This window comes from Defluviicoccus vanus, from assembly GCF_014672695.1.
Classification (GTDB): Bacteria; Pseudomonadota; Alphaproteobacteria; order Rhodospirillales; family Defluviicoccaceae; genus Defluviicoccus; species Defluviicoccus vanus.
This window is the reverse complement of record NZ_CP053923.1, coordinates 3,439,961-3,456,718: the sequence shown is the minus strand read 5'-3', so window position 1 is coordinate 3,456,718 and position 16,758 is coordinate 3,439,961. Positions and strand designations below refer to the sequence as shown.

Genomic DNA, 16,758 nt, shown 5'->3' with positions numbered 1-16,758 from the left:
GTGTCGATCGGTCAGAACACAGCAGCGACGGAAAGGCTCACGTCCTTTCTCGAGCGGTTGGAACACCTTCTCGATGAAATCGACGGATTGAAGGAAAACCTCAAGGACCTGAAGGCGGAAGTGCGCGACGAGGGCTTCAACGTCGCCGCTGTCCTCCGACTAGTGGCGATCCGCCGCGACAAGCGGCGAGCGAGCCAGGAGAACGAACGCTCAACGACCTGGTGCTGTACGCTCACGCGTCGGGGACGCCACTCGACTTCGCCTTCGCCGACGAGGATTCGATGCCAGCCGGGTCAGAGAGCCGCTCGCAGGAAGGAGCCGTTTCGCCAAGTGCGGAAGGGATCGCGTTGGCCGAGTGATGTCTTTCCCGCTGCAGATTGACTGGGCCGGCGTATCCAGAGGCCTGTAAGGCCCGCTGCGCTGGCCTTCAATGTGTCGGCGGGAGGAATTGACTATAGGGCAGCGCGCAGACCCGGAGGCGCCGGACCTTTGGAAGATCGTGTCCCGTTGGAGTGGTGTAGGTCCTTCGCCGCTCTCCGGCATGGGCCGGGCGTGTCAGCCGGCGCCCTATGGACACGAGGCATCTCGTTCGGTCCCTCGTAGGCGGGGGACCGTTCAGGCAAAGCTCACCTGTTGCGCTTTCGGCGCCTTTTCACTTGCCAATTCGCAGGAGACCGCGTAACTGATGAGATGTCAGGCTCAAGTTACGCAGTATCCAAGGAACCCCGGCGCCTACTGGCTGCCGGGTTTTCTTATGCCCTCACGGTCGTTTTCCCTTTTTCCAACGCACCTTCTTTTCGGGCTGACCGTAGTCACGTTCAGTCGGCGACGGCGGCCCGCGCGGGACGGTGGGAAAGGCGACCGCGAAAGGGGCTAATTTGACGAGAAGGTCACAGCTTTGGTGCGAATCGCTCCGAAAGCGACGCGAGCAGGCATGCCTGCACCAATAGGCTGCGGATCCGCACCGAATGAGCGAAGCTTGTCTTTCCAGCTGCGGCGGCGACGCCCCGCGGATCGTCCTGTCGCCAGAACCACCGGAACTTACAACGAACAAGCTGCACGGATTTTGCACGCCTTTGCTTGCCGATTCGGTCTTCGTTCTGCCGCGCGGTTCCGGATCGTTCCGGGCAGAGGCGTCGGGTGGCCTAGCTAAGCCATTAATTTCATTGGAAAGAGTGGTGCCGCGGAGTGGAATTGAACCACCGACCCCGTCCTTACCAAGGACGTGCTCTGCCCCTGAGCTACCGCGGCGCTGCGTCTTGACTGCACGGGCGCATATTACGGGCTCCGCCCGCGGTTTCAAACGTTTCCGACATCACGGCGCGTGGCATTTTTCCCTTGCCGGCCCGCTCGCCCTGCCAAGACCCGCGCCCAGATGCATTTGTCGCCTCTCCCAGCCCGCCGCCGATCGCCACCCGACCGTCAGGAATACCCCGGCAAGCACCGACGATGGCGCTGCCGATGCGTGCGCTGCCGCCGGCTGCCACCGATGATTCGAGCGCTCGGCATCCGGCATGGAAGCGTACCTGCCGCGACAGGCGGGTGACGGCAAGCCGGTGCGCTGGGCGAAGGACGGCAACATTATGCTGATTTCATCCACGCCTTCGCCGCGCCTACGCCGATGGCGATAAGCTCTTGACGGGCTGGCCGCATCGCGATGTGCTGCGACGAGACGGTGAAGAAGGCTGGCAAGCGGACCACTCTGTCGCAACGGGAGACAGCAGCGATCGAACGAGTTCCGACGTGGATCGAGGGTTACACGAGAGCGCGAAACCGCACCGCCGGCGCAACCGGCAGGCCGGCCGCCGCCGGCAGCGTGCAGGTACGGCTGCGCCTATTCCCGCCACCGGTCGCCGGCGCCAGGGTGGAAGCGGACCGACGGACAGCCGGGCCGCTGCCGTTGCCGTTGCCGCGACGCCCAAGCGCGCCAGACAGATGCGCATGCGTCCCGCGCCGCGCCGGCGACGGCTGCGATTTGCGGCACTGCTGATTCTGAGCGGCCTGTTGGCCGGCACTGCCGTCTGGTCCGTGGGACTGATTCGCTTTGCCCATACCATTCCCGACGACGTCGTCGATGACACCACCGCCGCTGACGCCATCGTCGTGCTGACTGGCGGTAGTGAGCGGCTGGCAACCGGGCTACGGCTGTTGGCCGAGCGCAAGGGTGAGCGTGTCTTTATTTCCGGCGTGCACCCGGTGTTCCGGTCGCCGATCTACTGCGTGTCGCCGGCATCCCAGCGTCCGCCGCCGATTCCCGGATCGAGACCGGGTACGGCGCACGCGATACCGCCGGCAACGCCGAAGAAACAGCGACCTGGATGCGCGGGCGCGGTTACCACTCGCTGCGCCTGGTCACCGGCAGTTACCATATGCCGCGCAGCCTGCTCGAATTCGAACACGCGCTGCCGGAAGCGCGGGTCATTCCCCATCCGGTTTTTCCACATCGCGTGCACCAGGATGCCTGGTGGCGCAGTCCAGGAACGGCCGCCCTGATCGTCACCGAATATAGCAAATACCTTTTCGCCACGGCGCGCCATCGGCTGGGGCTGCCGAACCCGGCGGCGCTACGCGACGCCTGGCTGCAGGCCCTCCACGCCGGTGCCCACTGGCTCGGCCGATGCTGATCTTCCTGCGCTCTCTCGCCTTCGCCATCCTCGCCAACCTGTGGACCTGGTCGCTTGTCGTCCTCTTCCTGCCCTTGCTGGCCCTGCCACGACGGCAGTTGCAGCGGTGCGCGGCCCTGTGGTGCCGCGGCATCGTCGGTCTCGCCCGTGGCATCTGCGGCATCCGCTATCGCGTGGTTGGCCAGGAGAATCTGCCGCAGGGCCCGGCCATTCTCGCCGCCAAGCACCAATCGGCCTATGACACTGTCATCTTCCACGTCATCCTCGATGATCCGGTTTTCGTGCTCAAGCGCGAGCTGTTGCAGGTGCCTTTGTTCGGCCTGTACCTGAAGACGCTGGGTAACATCGGCATCGATCGCAGTGCCGGGGCGCGAGCGCTGCGGACAATGCTGCCGGCAGTGGCGGCGTGCCTGGCCAACGGCTCGCAGATCATCGTCTTTCCCGAAGGCACACGGGTGGCAGCCGATGCGCATGTGCCCTATCAACCAGGCATCGCCGCCCTTTATCAGCGCATCGACGTGCCGCTGATACCCGTGGCGCTCAATTCCGGCTTGCGCTGGGGCCGCCGCAGCCTGCGCAAGCGGCCGGGGCTGGTCACCATCGAGTTCCTGCCGGCGATACCCCGCGGCCTCTCCCGCGACGCGTTCCTGAAGGAATTGGCGACGCGGATCGACGATGCCACCTTGCGACTGAGCGCCAATGACGGCGAGCCGCTTCCCACGGGGCCAACGCCAGACTAAGGCCGGCGACATGTCGGCGCCCGCCATGAACGTAACGTGAACATTGACGCGGAGCCGGGCAACACGTAAAGTAGCCGGTGGCTGAGCTTCGGTGCCGAAACAAGCCGCCAGCAGCAACCAAGCCCTTCAGCAGCGAGAACCGCGATGGTGCAGGTCACTCCCGTCTCTCAGCAGATCTGGGACATGAAATACCGGTTGCGAGCGGTGGATGGGAGTGCCCTCGACAAATCCATTCCCGACACTTGGCGGCGCGTCGCCCGTGCTCTCGCCGCCGTCGAGGCCGATCCGGTCAGGTGGGAAGAACGCTTTTTTCAGGCAATGGCCGATTTCAAGCTGCTGCCCGCCGGCCGCATCCTGTCGGGGGCCGGCTCCGGTCGCCGGGTGACGCTCTTCAACTGCTTCGTCATGGGCGACATTCCCGACGACATGAGTGGCATCTTCGAGCATCTGAAACAGGCAGCGCTGACGATGCAGCAGGGCGGCGGCATCGGCTACGATTTCTCCACCCTGCGGCCAAAGGGTTCACCGGTGGTCGGCGTCGGCGCCGACGCGTCCGGCCCCTTGTCCTTCATGGACGTCTGGGACGCCATGTGCCGGACGATCATGAGTGCCGGCTCACGACGTGGGGCGATGATGGGGGTGATGCGCTGCGACCATCCCGACATCGAGGCGTTCATCGAGGCGAAGCGCCAACCGGGGCGGCTGCGCATGTTCAATCTGTCGGTGCTCGTCACCGATCCATTCATGCAAGCCGTCCGCGACGATGCGTCATGGGAACTGGCTTTCCGCGGCACCGTCTACCGGGTGGTGCGCGCCCGCGAGCTGTGGGACCGGATCATGCGCGCCACCTATGGCTATGCGGAGCCGGGCGTCATCTTCATCGACCGGATCAACCGTCTGAACAATCTTCACTATTGCGAAACCATCCACGCCACCAATCCCTGCGGTGAGCAGCCGCTGCCGCCCTATGGTACCTGCCTCCTTGGTTCCATCAACCTGGCGCAGCTGGTGCAGGATCCCTTCACCCCGGCTGCCCGCATCGATGCCGACCAGCTTTCCCACCTCGTCGCCACCGCGGTTCGGCTGCTGGACAACGTGATCGATGTCTCGCGTTTTCCGCTGCCGGAGCATGAGCACGAAGCGCGGGCAAAGCGACGGATCGGCCTTGGCATCACCGGCCTTGCCGACGCCCTGATCCTCTGTGGCGCCCGTTATGGCGACCAGAGCGCGGTGGCGCTGACCGAACGCTGGATGGCGACGCTGCAGCGGGCGGCCTACTTGGCGTCGGCCGACCTCGCCGGCGAGAAGGGGGCCTTCCCGCTGTTCGAGCGCGACAGCTACCTCGCCGGGGAAACCGTCTCCCACCTCGACGCCGACGTGCGCGACGCCATCGCCCGCCATGGCATCCGCAACGCGCTGCTCACCTCGGTCGCTCCCACCGGCACCATCTCGCTCTTTGCCGACAACGTGTCGTCCGGGCTGGAGCCGGTGTTCAGCTTTCGCTATGTCCGCCATGTGCTGATGCCGGATGGCAACCGCCGCGAGGAGGAGGTCTCGGACTATGCCTACCGGCTGTTCCGCCGCCTCAAGGGCGAGGGCGCGCCGCTGCCGGACTACTTCGTCGATGCGCAGGGGCTGAGCCCCACCGACCACCTGGTGATGCAGGCGACGTTACAGACCTACATCGACAGTTCGATCTCGAAAACCATCAACTGCCCCGAAGGCATCTCCTTCGACGAGTTCAAGGACGTCTACCTGCACGCCTACGAGCTTGGGTGCAAAGGCTGTTCTACCTATCGCCCCAACGACGTCACCGGTGCGGTCCTCGAAGTCCGGCAACCAGCGAAGGCACGGCCTGCCGCGGCACAGGCGGAGCTGCCGCTGCCGGCGCCGGTGATGGAGCCGCGGCCGAAGGACTTGGGCGACTCCGGCGCCATCGTGCAGATGTTTCGTCCGCTCGACCGGCCGGAGGCGCTGCCGGGCCAGACCTACAAGGTTCGCTGGCCGGAGAGCGACCACGCCATCTACATCACCCTCAACGATATTATCCAGGACGGGCGGCGGCGGCCGTTCGAGGTGTTCATCAACTCGAAGAACATGGAGCACTACGCCTGGACGGTGGCGCTGACGCGGATGATCTCTGCCGTCTTCCGCCGCGGCGGCGATGTCTCTTTCGTCGTCGAGGAACTGAAGGCGGTCTTCGATCCGCGCGGCGGCCAGTGGATGGGCGGCCGTTACGTGCCGAGCCTGCTCGCCGCCATCGGCGAGGTGATTGAAAAGCACATGATTGACACCGGTTTTATCCCGGCGCCGGAACGTCGGCATGCGCCGCTGATCGAACCCACCCGTCAGGTCGTCGGCGACGAGCTGACCGCCGTCAGCGACCGCCGGTTCCGCCACTGTCCCAAGTGCGGATCACCATCGCTGATGCGCCAGGAGGGCTGCGATACGTGCACCAGTTGTGGCTATTCAAAGTGCGGGTGAGCGGGGGCGCTTTCGCGCCGGCACGTCGATGGACGGCGAGACGAAGGATGCAAGAGTTCAATGGATTGCGGGGGTAACACGAGATGTTAACGGCACTTTTCGGCGACGTGCGCGACGGCCGCTTGCAACGCCTGCCCTATCTTGGCTACTGCCTGCTGCTGCTGCTCCTGGTTTTTGCCATTGGTGTCGCCTTCACCGTCCTCTTGGGCGGGAGCGAAGGGTTGAGCGAAGCCATCACCGGCGGCGATGCGGAGAAGGCCAAGGAACTGTTGCTGCAGCACCTGAGCAGCACGGCGATCTCGCTGCTGCTGGTGGCAACGATCGTGATCGGTGCGGCAATTAGCTTCGCCAACATCAACCTGCAGGCAAAACGGTTACGCGACATGGGCTTACCCGGCTGGCTCGGCGTTGCGGCGATCTTCGGCCTCGAGTTGGTCATCACCGCCCTGGTGGGCAATCAGACCGCCAGCATCTTTCACCTGGTCACCTTCCTCGCCCTGCTGCTGATCCCCACCGCCACCTTTGCCGGGCGCCGCGGGCCAGCGTGACATCACCACAGACCAGGAAACGGCGCTGCCGATCTTTGGCGGAGCCCGCGCATCGATCTACAAACGCGACACGATCAAAACCCGCCGCACCATGTCCGCTTATCGCCTCACCCCTCTTTACCCGGACACGCAAAATGTGCGATTGGATAGTCTCGTGCGGTCTATGGAGGGCAAGGCATTGAACATCATCCGATCCTTCGCTGACCTTAACCGGGGTCGGTGGCGCCTGATGACAATCGCGCTGGCGCTCGCCGCTGCCGGCTGCGCTAGCGGCAGCAACGAGACGTCGGAGCTCATGCAAAGCGGCGAGCAGAGCGGCTACCGCTGGGTCGGTCAAGGCAATCAGGGTAATTTCGGCAGTGCCTATAGCATGTGCCGGCGAACCCTGCAGATGCAGTCGTTCAGCTCGATGAATTCAAGCTTCGATCAGCGCACCGCCGACGCGGTCACCTACAGCACGCCCAATGTGAGCGTTACCGGTGCTGCCTCCATGGTGAGCTTCCCAAACCGGCGATCCTTCGAAGGCTGCATGCGCACGCAAGGATGGGCGCTTGCCGGTAGCGAGGCGCAACCAATGCCAGCGGCGCCGCCGGCGCCAGCCGCTCTACCCGGCTCGACCCCTGATAATTCGACTCCTGGCAATCCCTGATCCCGCCTGCCTCTCGGCAACTAGCGGATGAACCAGGACGCGAGGCCGAGAAAGGCGAAGAAACCAACCACGTCGGTCACGGTGGTTACAAACACCGCCGAGGCGACGGCTGGGTCGACCCGCAGGCGCTCGATCACCAGCGGGATGATAGCGCCGGCTAATGCTGCCACCACCAAGTTAATGATCATTGCCGCACCGATGATGCCGGCAATGAACGGGCTGTCAAACCAGAGCCAGGCAATACCGCCGGCGATCACCGCAAACAGGCCGCCGTTGATCAACCCCACCAGCAGTTCCTTCGCGATCACACGCAGGGCGTTGCTGGTCGTCAGTTCGCGCATCGCGAGCGCGCGAACGAAGACAGTCAAGGTCTGGGTGCCGGCGTTGCCGCCCATCGAGGCGACGATCGGCATCAGCACCGCCAGCGCCACCATGTGCTCGATGGTCGCATCGAACATCCCGATCACCAGCGAGGCAAGCACCGCAGTGCCGAGGTTGACCAGCAGCCAAGTAAAGCGGGCGCGTGCCGTCGCCAGGGTGTGGCGGTGCAAGTCGTCGGCACCGACGCCGCCCAAGTGCATGATCTCGTCTTCATAGGTCTCGTCGATAACGTCGACCACGTCGTCGATGGTGATTACGCCCACCAGCCGGCCGCTGGTATCGTGCACGACAGGGGCGGCAATCAGATCGCGTTTGCGAAACAGCACCGCGACTTCTTCCTGATCGGTATCGGTCCGCAACACCCGCAGCTCGCGGATCATGATCGACGCCAGCGGCGCCGCGTGCGCGGCACACACCAACCGGTCGAGGCTTACACTGCCCTCCAGCCGATGGCCCGGATCGACGACGTAAATCTCATGAAAGGCATAGGGCATACGGTCCGGCATCTGCGCGTGCATGTAGCGCAAGTGATCGATCGTCTCGCCGACGCTCCAGAAGTTCGGCACAGCGATCAGTTCGCGCTGCATCAGCCGCCCGGCGCTGTCCTCGGGGTAGCTCAGCGCCTCTTCAAGGAGAAGCCGCTCCAGGCGCGGGATTGATGCCAGCACCTGGCGCTGCTCGCTCGCATCGAGCGTTTCGAGGACATAGACTGCGTCGTCGGTTTCCAAACTGGCAACTGCCGCCGCGGTCTCTGCCACGCTCAGTTGCGAGATCACTTCGTCGCGGACGTTCTCGTCCAGTTCCGCCAGTACGTCCGGCCGCTCCTCCAGGCGGATGAGCGGTACCAGGTCGCGGCGGTCTTCCACCGAAAGGTTTTCCAGCAACGCGGCGACGTCGGCATCGTGCAGCGCTAGCAGCAGCGCATTAACCTTTGCCTTGTCTTCGGCGGCGAGGGCCTCGCGGATTGCTTCCACCCGCCGTGGCAGGAGGTCGTGGCTGACCTCCTGATTCTCGGCAAGTTCAGTTTCCGGCGCGTGGTCAGAAAGGTCCTGCCGCATCGGCGCCCACTCCCGACGGTTACGGATACCGCGGTGACCGCGGCAAGAAACAGCTGTGGAAGGTTATACGTGCCCGAAGGCGAGACCGACGGCGACGCCAGATCCCATCTGGGGGTCAGAAGCCGTCAGCAGCTTCGCGAATTGGTGCGGTCGAGAAGACTCGAACTTCCACGGGGTCTCCCCCACAGCGCCCTCAACGCTGCGCGTCTACCATTCCGCCACGACCGCATGATAATTCTTGAAGATGGCGCAGGAGCCATTTCATGTATGCGGAGATAGCAAAATGCTGGCGTGCGATCAAGCGCTCGGGATGCCTGATCGCCGATCGACAGCGAGTTAACCAAGAAAGAGGGAGTTCTCCCCGCGCGTGTCGAACCTGACCAACCCCGATAGCCCCGGCCTGCCCGCCAACGCACCCGGAGAACACGGGATGCCGTTGCCGATGCAGTGGCTGATCAGTGACGAGCCGGTGGACTACCCGCAAGCGGTACGCGTCATGGAAGAGCGGGTGGCGGCGATTCGTCGCGGCACCGCGGCAGAGGCCATCTGGCTGCTTGAGCATCCGCCGCTTTATACGGCTGGGACCAGCGCCGGCGAAGGCGAACTACTGGATGCGAACCGCTTTCCTGTCTATGCCAGCGGCCGCGGTGGTCGCTATACCTACCACGGTCCCGGGCAGCGGGTGGCGTACGTCATGCTCGACCTGGCATGCCGCGGCCGAGACGTCCGCGCGTTCGTGCATAGCCTCGAAGCCTGGATCATTGCTGCCCTTGCCCGCTTCGGCGTCGCCGGTGAGCGGCGGCAGGACCGGGTCGGAATCTGGGTGACAACCCCCGCAGGCGAGGCGAAAATCGCAGCTCTTGGCGTGCGTGTCCGCCGCTGGGTCAGCTATCATGGAATCGCCATCAACCTCGATCCCGAATTGAGCCACTTCGCCGGGATCGTCCCCTGCGGCCTTGCCGCCTATGGCGTCACCTCACTCGCCGCGCTCGGTGTCGTCGCCAGCCTCGACGAACTCGATCAGGCGCTGCGGGAAACCTTTTCTTCGATATTTGACAGCAATCACAGCCAATTGTCGCTTCGCCGCACTACACTTGCAGAAGGATAGGTTCAGAAAACGCGGGATGGACATCGAGGGAGGTTTTGGTGCTTGCCTTACGCACGTGGCATGCGGCAGCCAGATTGCGACAATCAGACTCGAGTACGTCCATGAGTGGGCGCGATCGGTGTATGAATACGGCGCTTGATCGCAACTATCACAACAGTATACCGCAGCGCTATAAGTTGACAAAATAACGTGACCAGTCGATCGTTTATTTTCGCCGCGTCTGCAGCACATGGCTGCGCGCTTGGCGGTCGCCGCTTCCCTCGGCAACGCTCATCCCGTTGTCGGTGTCGTCGCATGGGAGGCCTGGGGTGACCGCGCCGCATGGATCAGACCCCGGGGACCGACCCGATACGGCGGGCGGCAAAGCCGAGCGGCTTGATGCCGCCGCTGATGGCAACCATAGGCATAGCAAGGTCGATCAGTGGACCCTCGTTGCCGCCCCCGGGAACGATCTTCCGGCGGCGCTGGCCGGACTGATCCAACCGGATCAGCTCATGCGCGCGGCCGAGGATCTGGACCGGATCATGGGCGACCTTTGCCGCTGGTCGCAACTGTGTATCGACACCGCGGCGAAGGCCGGCACCACGCCGGGACCGAGCTCGTCCACCATCCCGCCGCCTCGGCCGTGGGATGACAGACTCTGGTTTTCCGGCTCACACCGTGCCGTTCACCGCAATAGCCCGCTGTTGGCGCAAATCGACGATCTGGTGCAGCGGCTGCAAACGATGGCGGAAACGCTGCTCCCAGCTTGCGTCGCCGCAACACCACAGCGGCTTGGTGTCGGCTGTCCCCAGTTTCTGGCCGCGGTGATCGATGTCAACAACGCGCTGCGCCAAATGCTGTGCGAAACCTGGACTCTGCTCGCCAACATCGATCCGCTGACCGGCATCGGCAACCGCAACGCCTTGTTGCGGCATCTGCAGATCGAACGCGAACGGCACGAGCGCAATCGTCAGCCCTGCTGCGTCGCTGTCATCGACCTGGATCGTTTCAAGGCGATCAATGACGCCGCCGGCCACCTCGCCGGCGATACCATTCTGCGCAGCATCGCCTCGCTGCTGGCGGCGAGCGTGCGACCCTACGACGTAGCCTTTCGCTATGGTGGCGACGAGTTCATCGTTTGCCTGCCCAATACCGACCTGCGGCTGGCGTGGTCGGTGGTCGAGCGTTTGCGGCTGAAGATTGCCGGCTGGGAGGTCCCTTTGCGCAGCGGCGAGGTGGTCGCGTCCACGGTATCCATCGGCGTAGCGCCACTGACCAGCGATCGCAGCGTCGAAGACACCCTCGAACTTGCCGACAGGGCGCTCTATGCGGCGAAACGCCTCGGTCGCAACCGGCTCTGTCTGCATACCAGCTGAGCCGGGCGTCGCCGCCGGGACTGGGGCTCGTCGCGCCACCCGGGACGCGCCCGCGCGGCGATCTCCCTGCACGGCGAGTTCGACTTTGCTGCGTTTTATAAGGTGGCCATCGGGTGGAAGCCGGGTGTTTCGGGTTCGGGAGCCGGGCTTGACGTCACCCGACTAACGCGCGCCGACGGCGGGCCCTGCCAGCACGCCTCGAGCATGGCGTCAACCACGTCCTTCGGGCCGGAAAACATCGCCTCCACCGAACCGTCGCTGCGATTGCGCACCCACCCGGCGAGGCCACGCGTCAATGCCTCCTGCACAGCCCAGCCTCGGTACCAGACCCCCTGCACGCGACCCTCGATCCGCACCTGCACCGTCTTACGCGGCACACCCGCTTCGCCCACTGCCACCTCTCATCCCTCCGGCGGGCGATGTTCGCCGTGCCGGTTCGTTGTCGTCTCCCAGTTCCGTGCCACTGGCCTCAGCCAGCCGCCCCATTGCGGCGCGATAGCTGGAGAAAAAGCGCCGCCGCAGCGATGTCAGCAGCAAGCCGCTCGCGTCGCGCCGCCGCCTCCGGATCGCTGCCCCAGCGCTCCGCCTGGTAGCATTCGTCGAGAAAAGCGGCACGAAAGGCGGCTTCCGCATCGATTCTGTGGTGCAGGAGGGCAAGGCCAATCACAAGCGAACTCGCCGTCTGCACCACATTGGCGAGACCGGTCAACGCCAAGTCGTCGCAGTCATTGACGGCGCCGGCAAGGGCGGCAACCGCCGCCGTCGACTGACGCAGCGGCACCACACCCACGGTCACGGCGAGCGACGCGCCCAACCGCTCCGCCGCCCAATCGAGCAGCGGCTGCCAATTTGCCTCCTGGATCGCTCTAAGCTCCTGCGGCGACTCGGCGCGATAGCAAAGGACGTCACTGCCGGCATAGACGAGGAGGCTTTCGATCATCGCCGCACGCTGTTGCCGCACCCGGTCGAGCGCGGTGAAGGCCAAGCGGGTGAGCGGCATCGTCTCCGGGTCTATACTCTCGCCTTGCGCCTGCCACTCAGCGGCGATCGCTTCGGCCAGCACAGCGCCCGGCACGGCAAGAACCGGCCCAGCCGGTGTTCGCACCAGGCGATTGTCCAATAGCACGCGATGACCGTCATCGGCCGCGGCTACGGTTACGGTTCGATAGAAGCGTCGAGGTGGCAGGGGCATCGCGCGTATCCGGCTGTGAGGCAGGTCCCTGGTCGGCAAAGGAGCGGCAGGTACGGACGGCACACGGCAGGGAAGCGACGGCGCATCGTCCGGCGTCGCGATCATAGCGCCGGGCGATCGTCCTCGCCATTGTCGCAGTTGCCGTATCGTCGCTCGCCGATCATGGGCCGCGTCCGCGTGGTGCCCGTCCCGGCAGTCCTCCAAACCAAGCAATCCGGCATCCCTTGCCGATCTGACAAGAAAGGCTGCGACCCCTCAGGTCGCAGCCTTTCAGCTATCATTGGCGCCGCATGCCGTTCGGAGAGGGCTGGCGCTACTCCAGACGCGCGTATGCGTATTACTAGAGCGGAATCCTACCAGTCTGGATCGTATCCGCAGGCGCTGAAGTAGTTTGCGCACTCGGCTGGGGTGAAGTCGTCGGCGAAGCGGCCGATGGCGGCCCAGAGGGCTTCGACGGTGCGCTCGGCGGCCTTGCGGAGCAGGGCCTTGAGCTTCGCGAACGCCTTCTCAATGGGGTTGAAGTCGGGGCTGTAGGGCGGCAGGAAGAGGAGGCTGGCGCCCGCGTCTGATCAGCGCATCGGTGCGCGGCCCCTTGTGGCTGGACAGGTTGTCCATGATCACGATGTCGCCGGGGCGGAGCTCGGGGACGAGCACCTTCTCGACATAGGCATCGAAGGCGTCGCGGTTGATCGCTCCGGTGAGCACGAAGGGGGCGATCATGCCGCGCATGGTCAGGGCGCCGACGAAGGTCGTGGTCTTCCAGTGGCCATGGGGAAGCCCATGCGCAGCCGCTCGCCGCGGGGCGCGCGGCCGTAGGTACGGCCCATGTTGGTCTTCGCCCAGGTCTCGTCGATGAACACGAGGCGCTCCGGGGCCAGGTCGATCTGGCCGTCGAACCACGCCTCGCGCTGCTTCAGGATGTCGGGGCGGTCCTGTTCGGTCGCATGGCCGGTCTTTTTTGCGCGTGAGCCCGTGGCGGCGGAAGAACCGCTGCAGCGTGCCGTAGCCGAAACCGTGGCCCCGCTCGGCCAGCGTCGCGCGCAGCTCTTCGGTGGTGACGTCCGGCGTCGCCTCGATCAGCTGCCGGATCAGCGCGCCTTGCGCCTCGACGCGGGCGGAGCGGCGGTCGCCGCCGAGCGGGCCAGGGCGCGGATCACCCTGCGTCCGCTCCAGCGCCCGCCATCGGCTCACGCTGGCGGCGCTGACGCCGAACCGCGCCGCCGCCGCGCGATGGCTCGCGCCTTCCGCCACCGCCTTGAGAACCCGGACGCGAAGATCGAGGGAAAGCGCTGTCGACATGTCCACCGGCCTCCTCCTCCGGCAGACATCTTGAATCAGAACCAGCCCCCAATGGGAATCCCCAACGATTCACTCAGATCGGCCTCCGCTCTAGTGGTGATTATAGCCGCTGCCAGAGCCGTCCTGGAAGAAGTTGCAGTTATCGTCGTTCCGGTCGGCCGTCGCCAAGCTGTAACCTTCGTAACCGTCCAAGGCGCACTTTTCCCAGCTCTCAGGCGTGGCCTTGTCATCGCTATTGCTGCAATCAAACGTATGATTGGTCGTCTTGTAGAGACCTCCAGCGGTCTCCACGCCCAGGCGGGCACCTCATCAATCCCCTCATTTAAGCTATGTTCGTCAGTTGGGCGGTGATTGGTTTGTTTTTTAGCATTTCGAGGAACCTTTCGATCAACGGCCGGAGGCGGGGTTCGGGCATGGCCGGGATGAGGTCGTAGAGCATGCAGCCCTGGCGGAACAGGGAATGGGTTCGGCGTTTGGCGGTGTTGACCTTGAGGTGGCGGTCCATGCCGAGCGCTTCGCCGGCCTCGCCGAGCAGGGTGAGGAACAGCACGGCGAAGGCGTTGAGCAGGAGCAGGCGGTCGCGGCGCTGCGGATCGCCGATGCGCACGGCGCCGAGCCCCATGCCGAAGCGCAGATCCTTGGTGTCGCGGAAGCTGGGCTCGATGGTCCAGCGTCTGGCGTAGAGGTTGACGATTTCGCGGGCCGATGCGTCTGCCTTGCTCGTCGCCAAACACCAGGGCTCCTTCATCGCCTTGGCGTGGACACAGACGACGGCGCCGACCGGTTGCGCGGCGGCAGTGACCGAGGCGCCGCGCAGATGGCGCGCCCGGCCGCCCTTGCCGACCCACTCGGCCGCCGCCCGGCTTTCTCCGTCGGCGGCGTCGACGCGGATGTCGCCGCGGAACCGGATGACATAGGCGAAGCCCAATTTCGTCAGATAATCGAACAGTTTGCGGTCGCCGAAGCCGCGGTCGGCGAGGATCGTCGCCGTCGTCCCCGCCGGCAACACCCCGGCAAGGCGGCCGAGACACGCATCCTCGATGGCGTTGCGCTGGCCCGCCAGTTCCGCCTTCAGCATCGTCAGCCACAACAGCGGCGTCGCCCGGCCGTGCCCGGTCACCAGATTGAGCGCCAGCGTCGCCTGCCCGTCGGCGTCGAAATCGGTCCAGTCCATGGCGACGACGATTTCCTTGCGGCCGCCAACCGCCTCCGGAACCCATTGCCCGAACATCTCCCAGACGGAGACGCCGCGTTGCTCAGCAGCCTGTCGACCTGTTTGACCGCATGCTTGGTCAGCAATCCCCGCGCCTGCGCCAACGCATGGCCGATCATCGAAACCGCCAGCGACGCACCGGTCATCACCCCCAGCGTGCCGTTGGCCAGCGACGCGATCCGTTTGGCGTGAACATGCCCCGCGAAAACCCCATCAAGAAACCGACGAACGTCGGTCAAACGAAACTCAGGACGCGCTACCCCGTTCACTTCCCCACCCCAACCCTCGAAACCTTCCTCTCACCCTGCATAACCGACCGCCGCCGCAAAGCTCATCCGTAGCAACCCATTGATCCGTATCAAAACTCAAAATGAGGGGATTCCTGAGGGCGGGCACCGGAGTCAGACTTGCTGCCGTAGCCACTGTCTGAGTGAGACTTCGTCACGACAGTCCCCGTCGCAACGTTCATGTTCGTCCTGCTTTTTCTGTTGTATCTGCCATAGTCGCCGACATCGACGAATTTCCCGTGCACGGAATAGGCGGTTTCGTCCTTCGTAAGATCGCTGTGCTTCAGGATATTAAGAACCAGCCGATCTTTAGTGTCATAAGCCCATCCACTATTGCCCTTTTGGTAGAGCACCTTGTAGCAGACGGCTTTGTCTTTGTTGTTTTTACCCTCATCATCGGCACGAGCGCTTGTCGACAGGACAACAGCACCAGACAACACGATTGCGAGTGCAAATGCCGAAGTAAACGTCCTGTTCATTTCACACCTCCATCCCATTGAGACCACCATGAAGGGATCGTTTAGACACTTCCCCTAGTTGTGCGGTCACAGCATCTTTTACGTTTTGGGAATACTGTCCCGCCCCTTCACTATCATCACACATACCCTTGAAAGATGTATGTACGATTTGATATGTACACATATATACCGCTATCGCGAGCTGGCGTTAAATACTTCAAATGTTATTCGCGCTAATGGATCGTGGCTGTTTTGTTAAGCTTATTGTGGTCTATGGGGTGTTTATGACCCATTTTGGGATCTCACCTTTTGTACAATACGTCTATAAATCTGTTATCGGCGCCCAAATGGTCTACACTGCTACCTTATAAGGGGCCTACATTACCCTAACAGGGCCGATGTGTGCTTTTGCGACAATTCCGTGGCAAAATATGCGCGCCATGCGTTTTCGCCCCCTCGTTGCGCACACGACAAGGCGCACCGAGCGGTCATCCGCGGTGGCAGGAAAGCCGATAAGGGAATGGAAGCCCGGCGCTGCTAACGGCTGGTTGATACCCAGCCGGCCAGCAGCAGCAGCAGTTCCGGGAAGGTCCTGGCTACTGCCTGAGCACCTTCCGCGCGCAGTGCGTCGACCGGATGATAGCCCCAGGCGACACCGAACGCTGTCGCGCCGGCGTGCCGTGCCATCTGCATGTCAAACACCGAGTCGCCGACGACCACGGTGCGCGATAGTTCGCCACCCGTCTCGGCGATGGCGCGAAACACCATATCAGGTGCCGGTTTGCCGGCGGCACGGTCCGCCGTCTGCAGGGTAACGAAACGTCCGGTCAGGGCATGCTCGGTGAGCGTATCGTCAAGCGCCCGGCGCGACTTGCCGGTGGCGATGCCGAGCAGCCACCCCTCGGCATCAAGGACATCGAGACCGTCACGAACACCGGGAAATATCGGTTCAAGACCGTCCGTGGGAGTACGCATCGACTTCGTTGCAGCGACGTAGGCGGCGGCGACGCGCCGCGTCTCGGCGGCCTCGGCACCGAGGAGGACGGCCACCGCATCGGTGAGCGACAGGCCCACCACCTCGCGGATCGCCTGCGCCGACGGCGGCTCGCGTTCGACGCTGGCAAACGCCGCCTGCATGGCGGCGATAATCGTATGCTGGCTGTCAACCAGCGTTCCGTCGCAATCGAAGAGACAAAGCGGCAGCATCGACACCTGCGGCGAAGGGGACATAGCGGCCATAGTAGCCGTTGTACGGCGATCGGGGAAAGACCAAGGCCGTGGTTGCGCCGGCCGGCGATCAGTTGCCCCAAATGCAGCGTTAGCCCGCCGTTCAGGCGCCGGAACGGCAGTGGCGTGGCG

General features: G+C 64.1%; 15 protein-coding genes, 2 tRNA genes and 1 pseudogene. 8 read left to right on the top strand and 10 right to left on the bottom strand.

Annotated features, from left to right (window positions below; genetic code table 11):
- A complete protein-coding gene (locus HQ394_RS15710) occupies positions 1–381 on the top strand; it encodes a GapR family DNA-binding domain-containing protein (RefSeq protein ID WP_190261008.1) in 381 nt (126 codons plus the stop codon).
- Positions 382–1,176: 795 nt separating this feature from the next.
- Here the strand turns inward: HQ394_RS15710 and HQ394_RS15705 are convergent.
- A tRNA-Thr gene (locus HQ394_RS15705) sits at positions 1,177–1,251 on the bottom strand.
- A gap of 965 nt (positions 1,252–2,216) precedes the next feature.
- Here HQ394_RS15705 and HQ394_RS20175 point away from each other — a divergent pair.
- The 5 genes from HQ394_RS20175 (at position 2,217) to HQ394_RS15680 (ending at position 7,045) form a co-directional block, all read left to right on the top strand.
- A complete protein-coding gene (locus HQ394_RS20175) occupies positions 2,217–2,624 on the top strand; it encodes a YdcF family protein (RefSeq protein WP_223292118.1) in 408 nt (135 codons plus the stop codon).
- Positions 2,618–3,364, top strand: coding sequence for a lysophospholipid acyltransferase family protein (locus HQ394_RS15695; protein ID WP_190261007.1), 747 nt, complete (start codon positions 2,618–2,620; stop codon positions 3,362–3,364). Before HQ394_RS20175 ends, HQ394_RS15695 begins: the two co-directional genes overlap by 7 nt.
- 144 nt (positions 3,365–3,508) lie before the next feature.
- Positions 3,509–5,848, top strand: coding sequence for an adenosylcobalamin-dependent ribonucleoside-diphosphate reductase (locus HQ394_RS15690; RefSeq protein ID WP_190261006.1), 2,340 nt, complete (start codon positions 3,509–3,511; stop codon positions 5,846–5,848).
- An 83-nt stretch (positions 5,849–5,931) separates the two neighbouring features.
- Positions 5,932–6,396: a DUF805 domain-containing protein gene (locus tag HQ394_RS15685; protein WP_190261005.1), complete on the top strand. Its 465-nt coding sequence runs from the start codon at positions 5,932–5,934 to the stop codon at positions 6,394–6,396.
- 229 nt (positions 6,397–6,625) lie between these two features.
- Complete coding sequence (locus HQ394_RS15680) at positions 6,626–7,045, top strand: hypothetical protein (RefSeq protein ID WP_190261004.1); 420 nt, start codon at positions 6,626–6,628, stop codon at positions 7,043–7,045.
- 20 nt (positions 7,046–7,065) lie between these two features.
- On the opposite strand, the gene mgtE is transcribed toward HQ394_RS15680, so the two are convergent.
- Together mgtE and HQ394_RS15670 are read right to left on the bottom strand one after the other, a co-directional pair.
- Positions 7,066–8,484 carry a magnesium transporter gene (gene mgtE, locus HQ394_RS15675; RefSeq protein ID WP_190261003.1) on the bottom strand — a complete coding sequence of 473 codons (1,419 nt, stop codon included), beginning with the start codon at positions 8,482–8,484 and terminating at the stop codon, positions 7,066–7,068.
- Positions 8,485–8,626: 142 nt separating this feature from the next.
- A tRNA-Leu gene (locus HQ394_RS15670) sits at positions 8,627–8,712 on the bottom strand.
- Between the two features lie 214 nt (positions 8,713–8,926).
- Here HQ394_RS15670 and lipB point away from each other — a divergent pair.
- Both lipB and HQ394_RS15660 read left to right on the top strand, forming a co-directional pair.
- Positions 8,927–9,592: a lipoyl(octanoyl) transferase LipB gene (gene lipB / locus HQ394_RS15665; RefSeq protein WP_317629042.1), complete on the top strand. Its 666-nt coding sequence runs from the start codon at positions 8,927–8,929 to the stop codon at positions 9,590–9,592.
- Positions 9,593–9,900: 308 nt separating this feature from the next.
- The gene (locus HQ394_RS15660) at positions 9,901–10,950 is read left to right on the top strand and encodes a GGDEF domain-containing protein (protein WP_190261002.1); all 1,050 of its coding nucleotides are present in this window, start codon (positions 9,901–9,903) and stop codon (positions 10,948–10,950) included.
- A gap of 95 nt (positions 10,951–11,045) precedes the next feature.
- On the opposite strand, the gene HQ394_RS15655 is transcribed toward HQ394_RS15660, so the two are convergent.
- The 7 genes and pseudogenes from HQ394_RS15655 to HQ394_RS15630 all read right to left on the bottom strand — a co-directional run bounded on the left by HQ394_RS15655 (position 11,046) and on the right by HQ394_RS15630 (position 16,605).
- Positions 11,046–11,348 (bottom strand): acylphosphatase, encoded by a 303-nt coding sequence (locus HQ394_RS15655; RefSeq protein ID WP_407644704.1) that lies wholly within the window; start codon positions 11,346–11,348, stop codon positions 11,046–11,048.
- A gap of 71 nt (positions 11,349–11,419) precedes the next feature.
- Complete coding sequence (locus HQ394_RS15650) at positions 11,420–12,142, bottom strand: ATP12 family chaperone protein (RefSeq protein WP_190261001.1); 723 nt, start codon at positions 12,140–12,142, stop codon at positions 11,420–11,422.
- Positions 12,143–12,495: 353 nt separating this feature from the next.
- Complete coding sequence (locus HQ394_RS20570; protein ID WP_263053803.1) at positions 12,496–12,654, bottom strand: hypothetical protein; 159 nt, start codon at positions 12,652–12,654, stop codon at positions 12,496–12,498.
- Positions 12,650–13,441 (bottom strand): IS630 family transposase, encoded by a 792-nt coding sequence (locus HQ394_RS15645; protein WP_263053736.1) that lies wholly within the window; start codon positions 13,439–13,441, stop codon positions 12,650–12,652. Before HQ394_RS15645 ends, HQ394_RS20570 begins: the two co-directional genes overlap by 5 nt.
- 322 nt (positions 13,442–13,763) lie before the next feature.
- Positions 13,764–14,893: pseudogene (locus HQ394_RS15640) on the bottom strand (IS4 family transposase).
- A 119-nt stretch (positions 14,894–15,012) separates the two neighbouring features.
- Positions 15,013–15,420 (bottom strand): hypothetical protein, encoded by a 408-nt coding sequence (locus HQ394_RS15635; protein ID WP_190261000.1) that lies wholly within the window; start codon positions 15,418–15,420, stop codon positions 15,013–15,015.
- A 516-nt stretch (positions 15,421–15,936) separates the two neighbouring features.
- A complete protein-coding gene (locus HQ394_RS15630; RefSeq protein ID WP_190263345.1) occupies positions 15,937–16,605 on the bottom strand; it encodes an HAD-IA family hydrolase in 669 nt (222 codons plus the stop codon).
- Positions 16,606–16,758: the final 153 nt, after the last annotated feature.

Bases quoted from the DNA above. Each gene is read 5' to 3' on its own strand.
- HQ394_RS15680 (WP_190261004.1), top strand. From the start codon at position 6,626: ATGACAATCGCGCTGGCGCTCGCCGCTGCCGGCTGCGCTAGCGGCAGC.
- lipB (WP_317629042.1), top strand. From the start codon at position 8,927: ATGCAGTGGCTGATCAGTGACGAGCCGGTGGACTACCCGCAAGCGGTA.
- HQ394_RS15630 (WP_190263345.1), bottom strand. From the start codon at position 16,605: ATGCTGCCGCTTTGTCTCTTCGATTGCGACGGAACGCTGGTTGACAGC.
- HQ394_RS15695 (WP_190261007.1), top strand. From the start codon at position 2,618: ATGCTGATCTTCCTGCGCTCTCTCGCCTTCGCCATCCTCGCCAACCTG.
- HQ394_RS15685 (WP_190261005.1), top strand. From the start codon at position 5,932: ATGTTAACGGCACTTTTCGGCGACGTGCGCGACGGCCGCTTGCAACGC.
- HQ394_RS15635 (WP_190261000.1), bottom strand. From the start codon at position 15,420: ATGAACAGGACGTTTACTTCGGCATTTGCACTCGCAATCGTGTTGTCT.
- HQ394_RS15645 (WP_263053736.1), bottom strand. From the start codon at position 13,441: ATGTCGACAGCGCTTTCCCTCGATCTTCGCGTCCGGGTTCTCAAGGCG.
- mgtE (WP_190261003.1), bottom strand. From the start codon at position 8,484: ATGCGGCAGGACCTTTCTGACCACGCGCCGGAAACTGAACTTGCCGAG.
- HQ394_RS15690 (WP_190261006.1), top strand. From the start codon at position 3,509: ATGGTGCAGGTCACTCCCGTCTCTCAGCAGATCTGGGACATGAAATAC.
- HQ394_RS15650 (WP_190261001.1), bottom strand. From the start codon at position 12,142: ATGCCCCTGCCACCTCGACGCTTCTATCGAACCGTAACCGTAGCCGCG.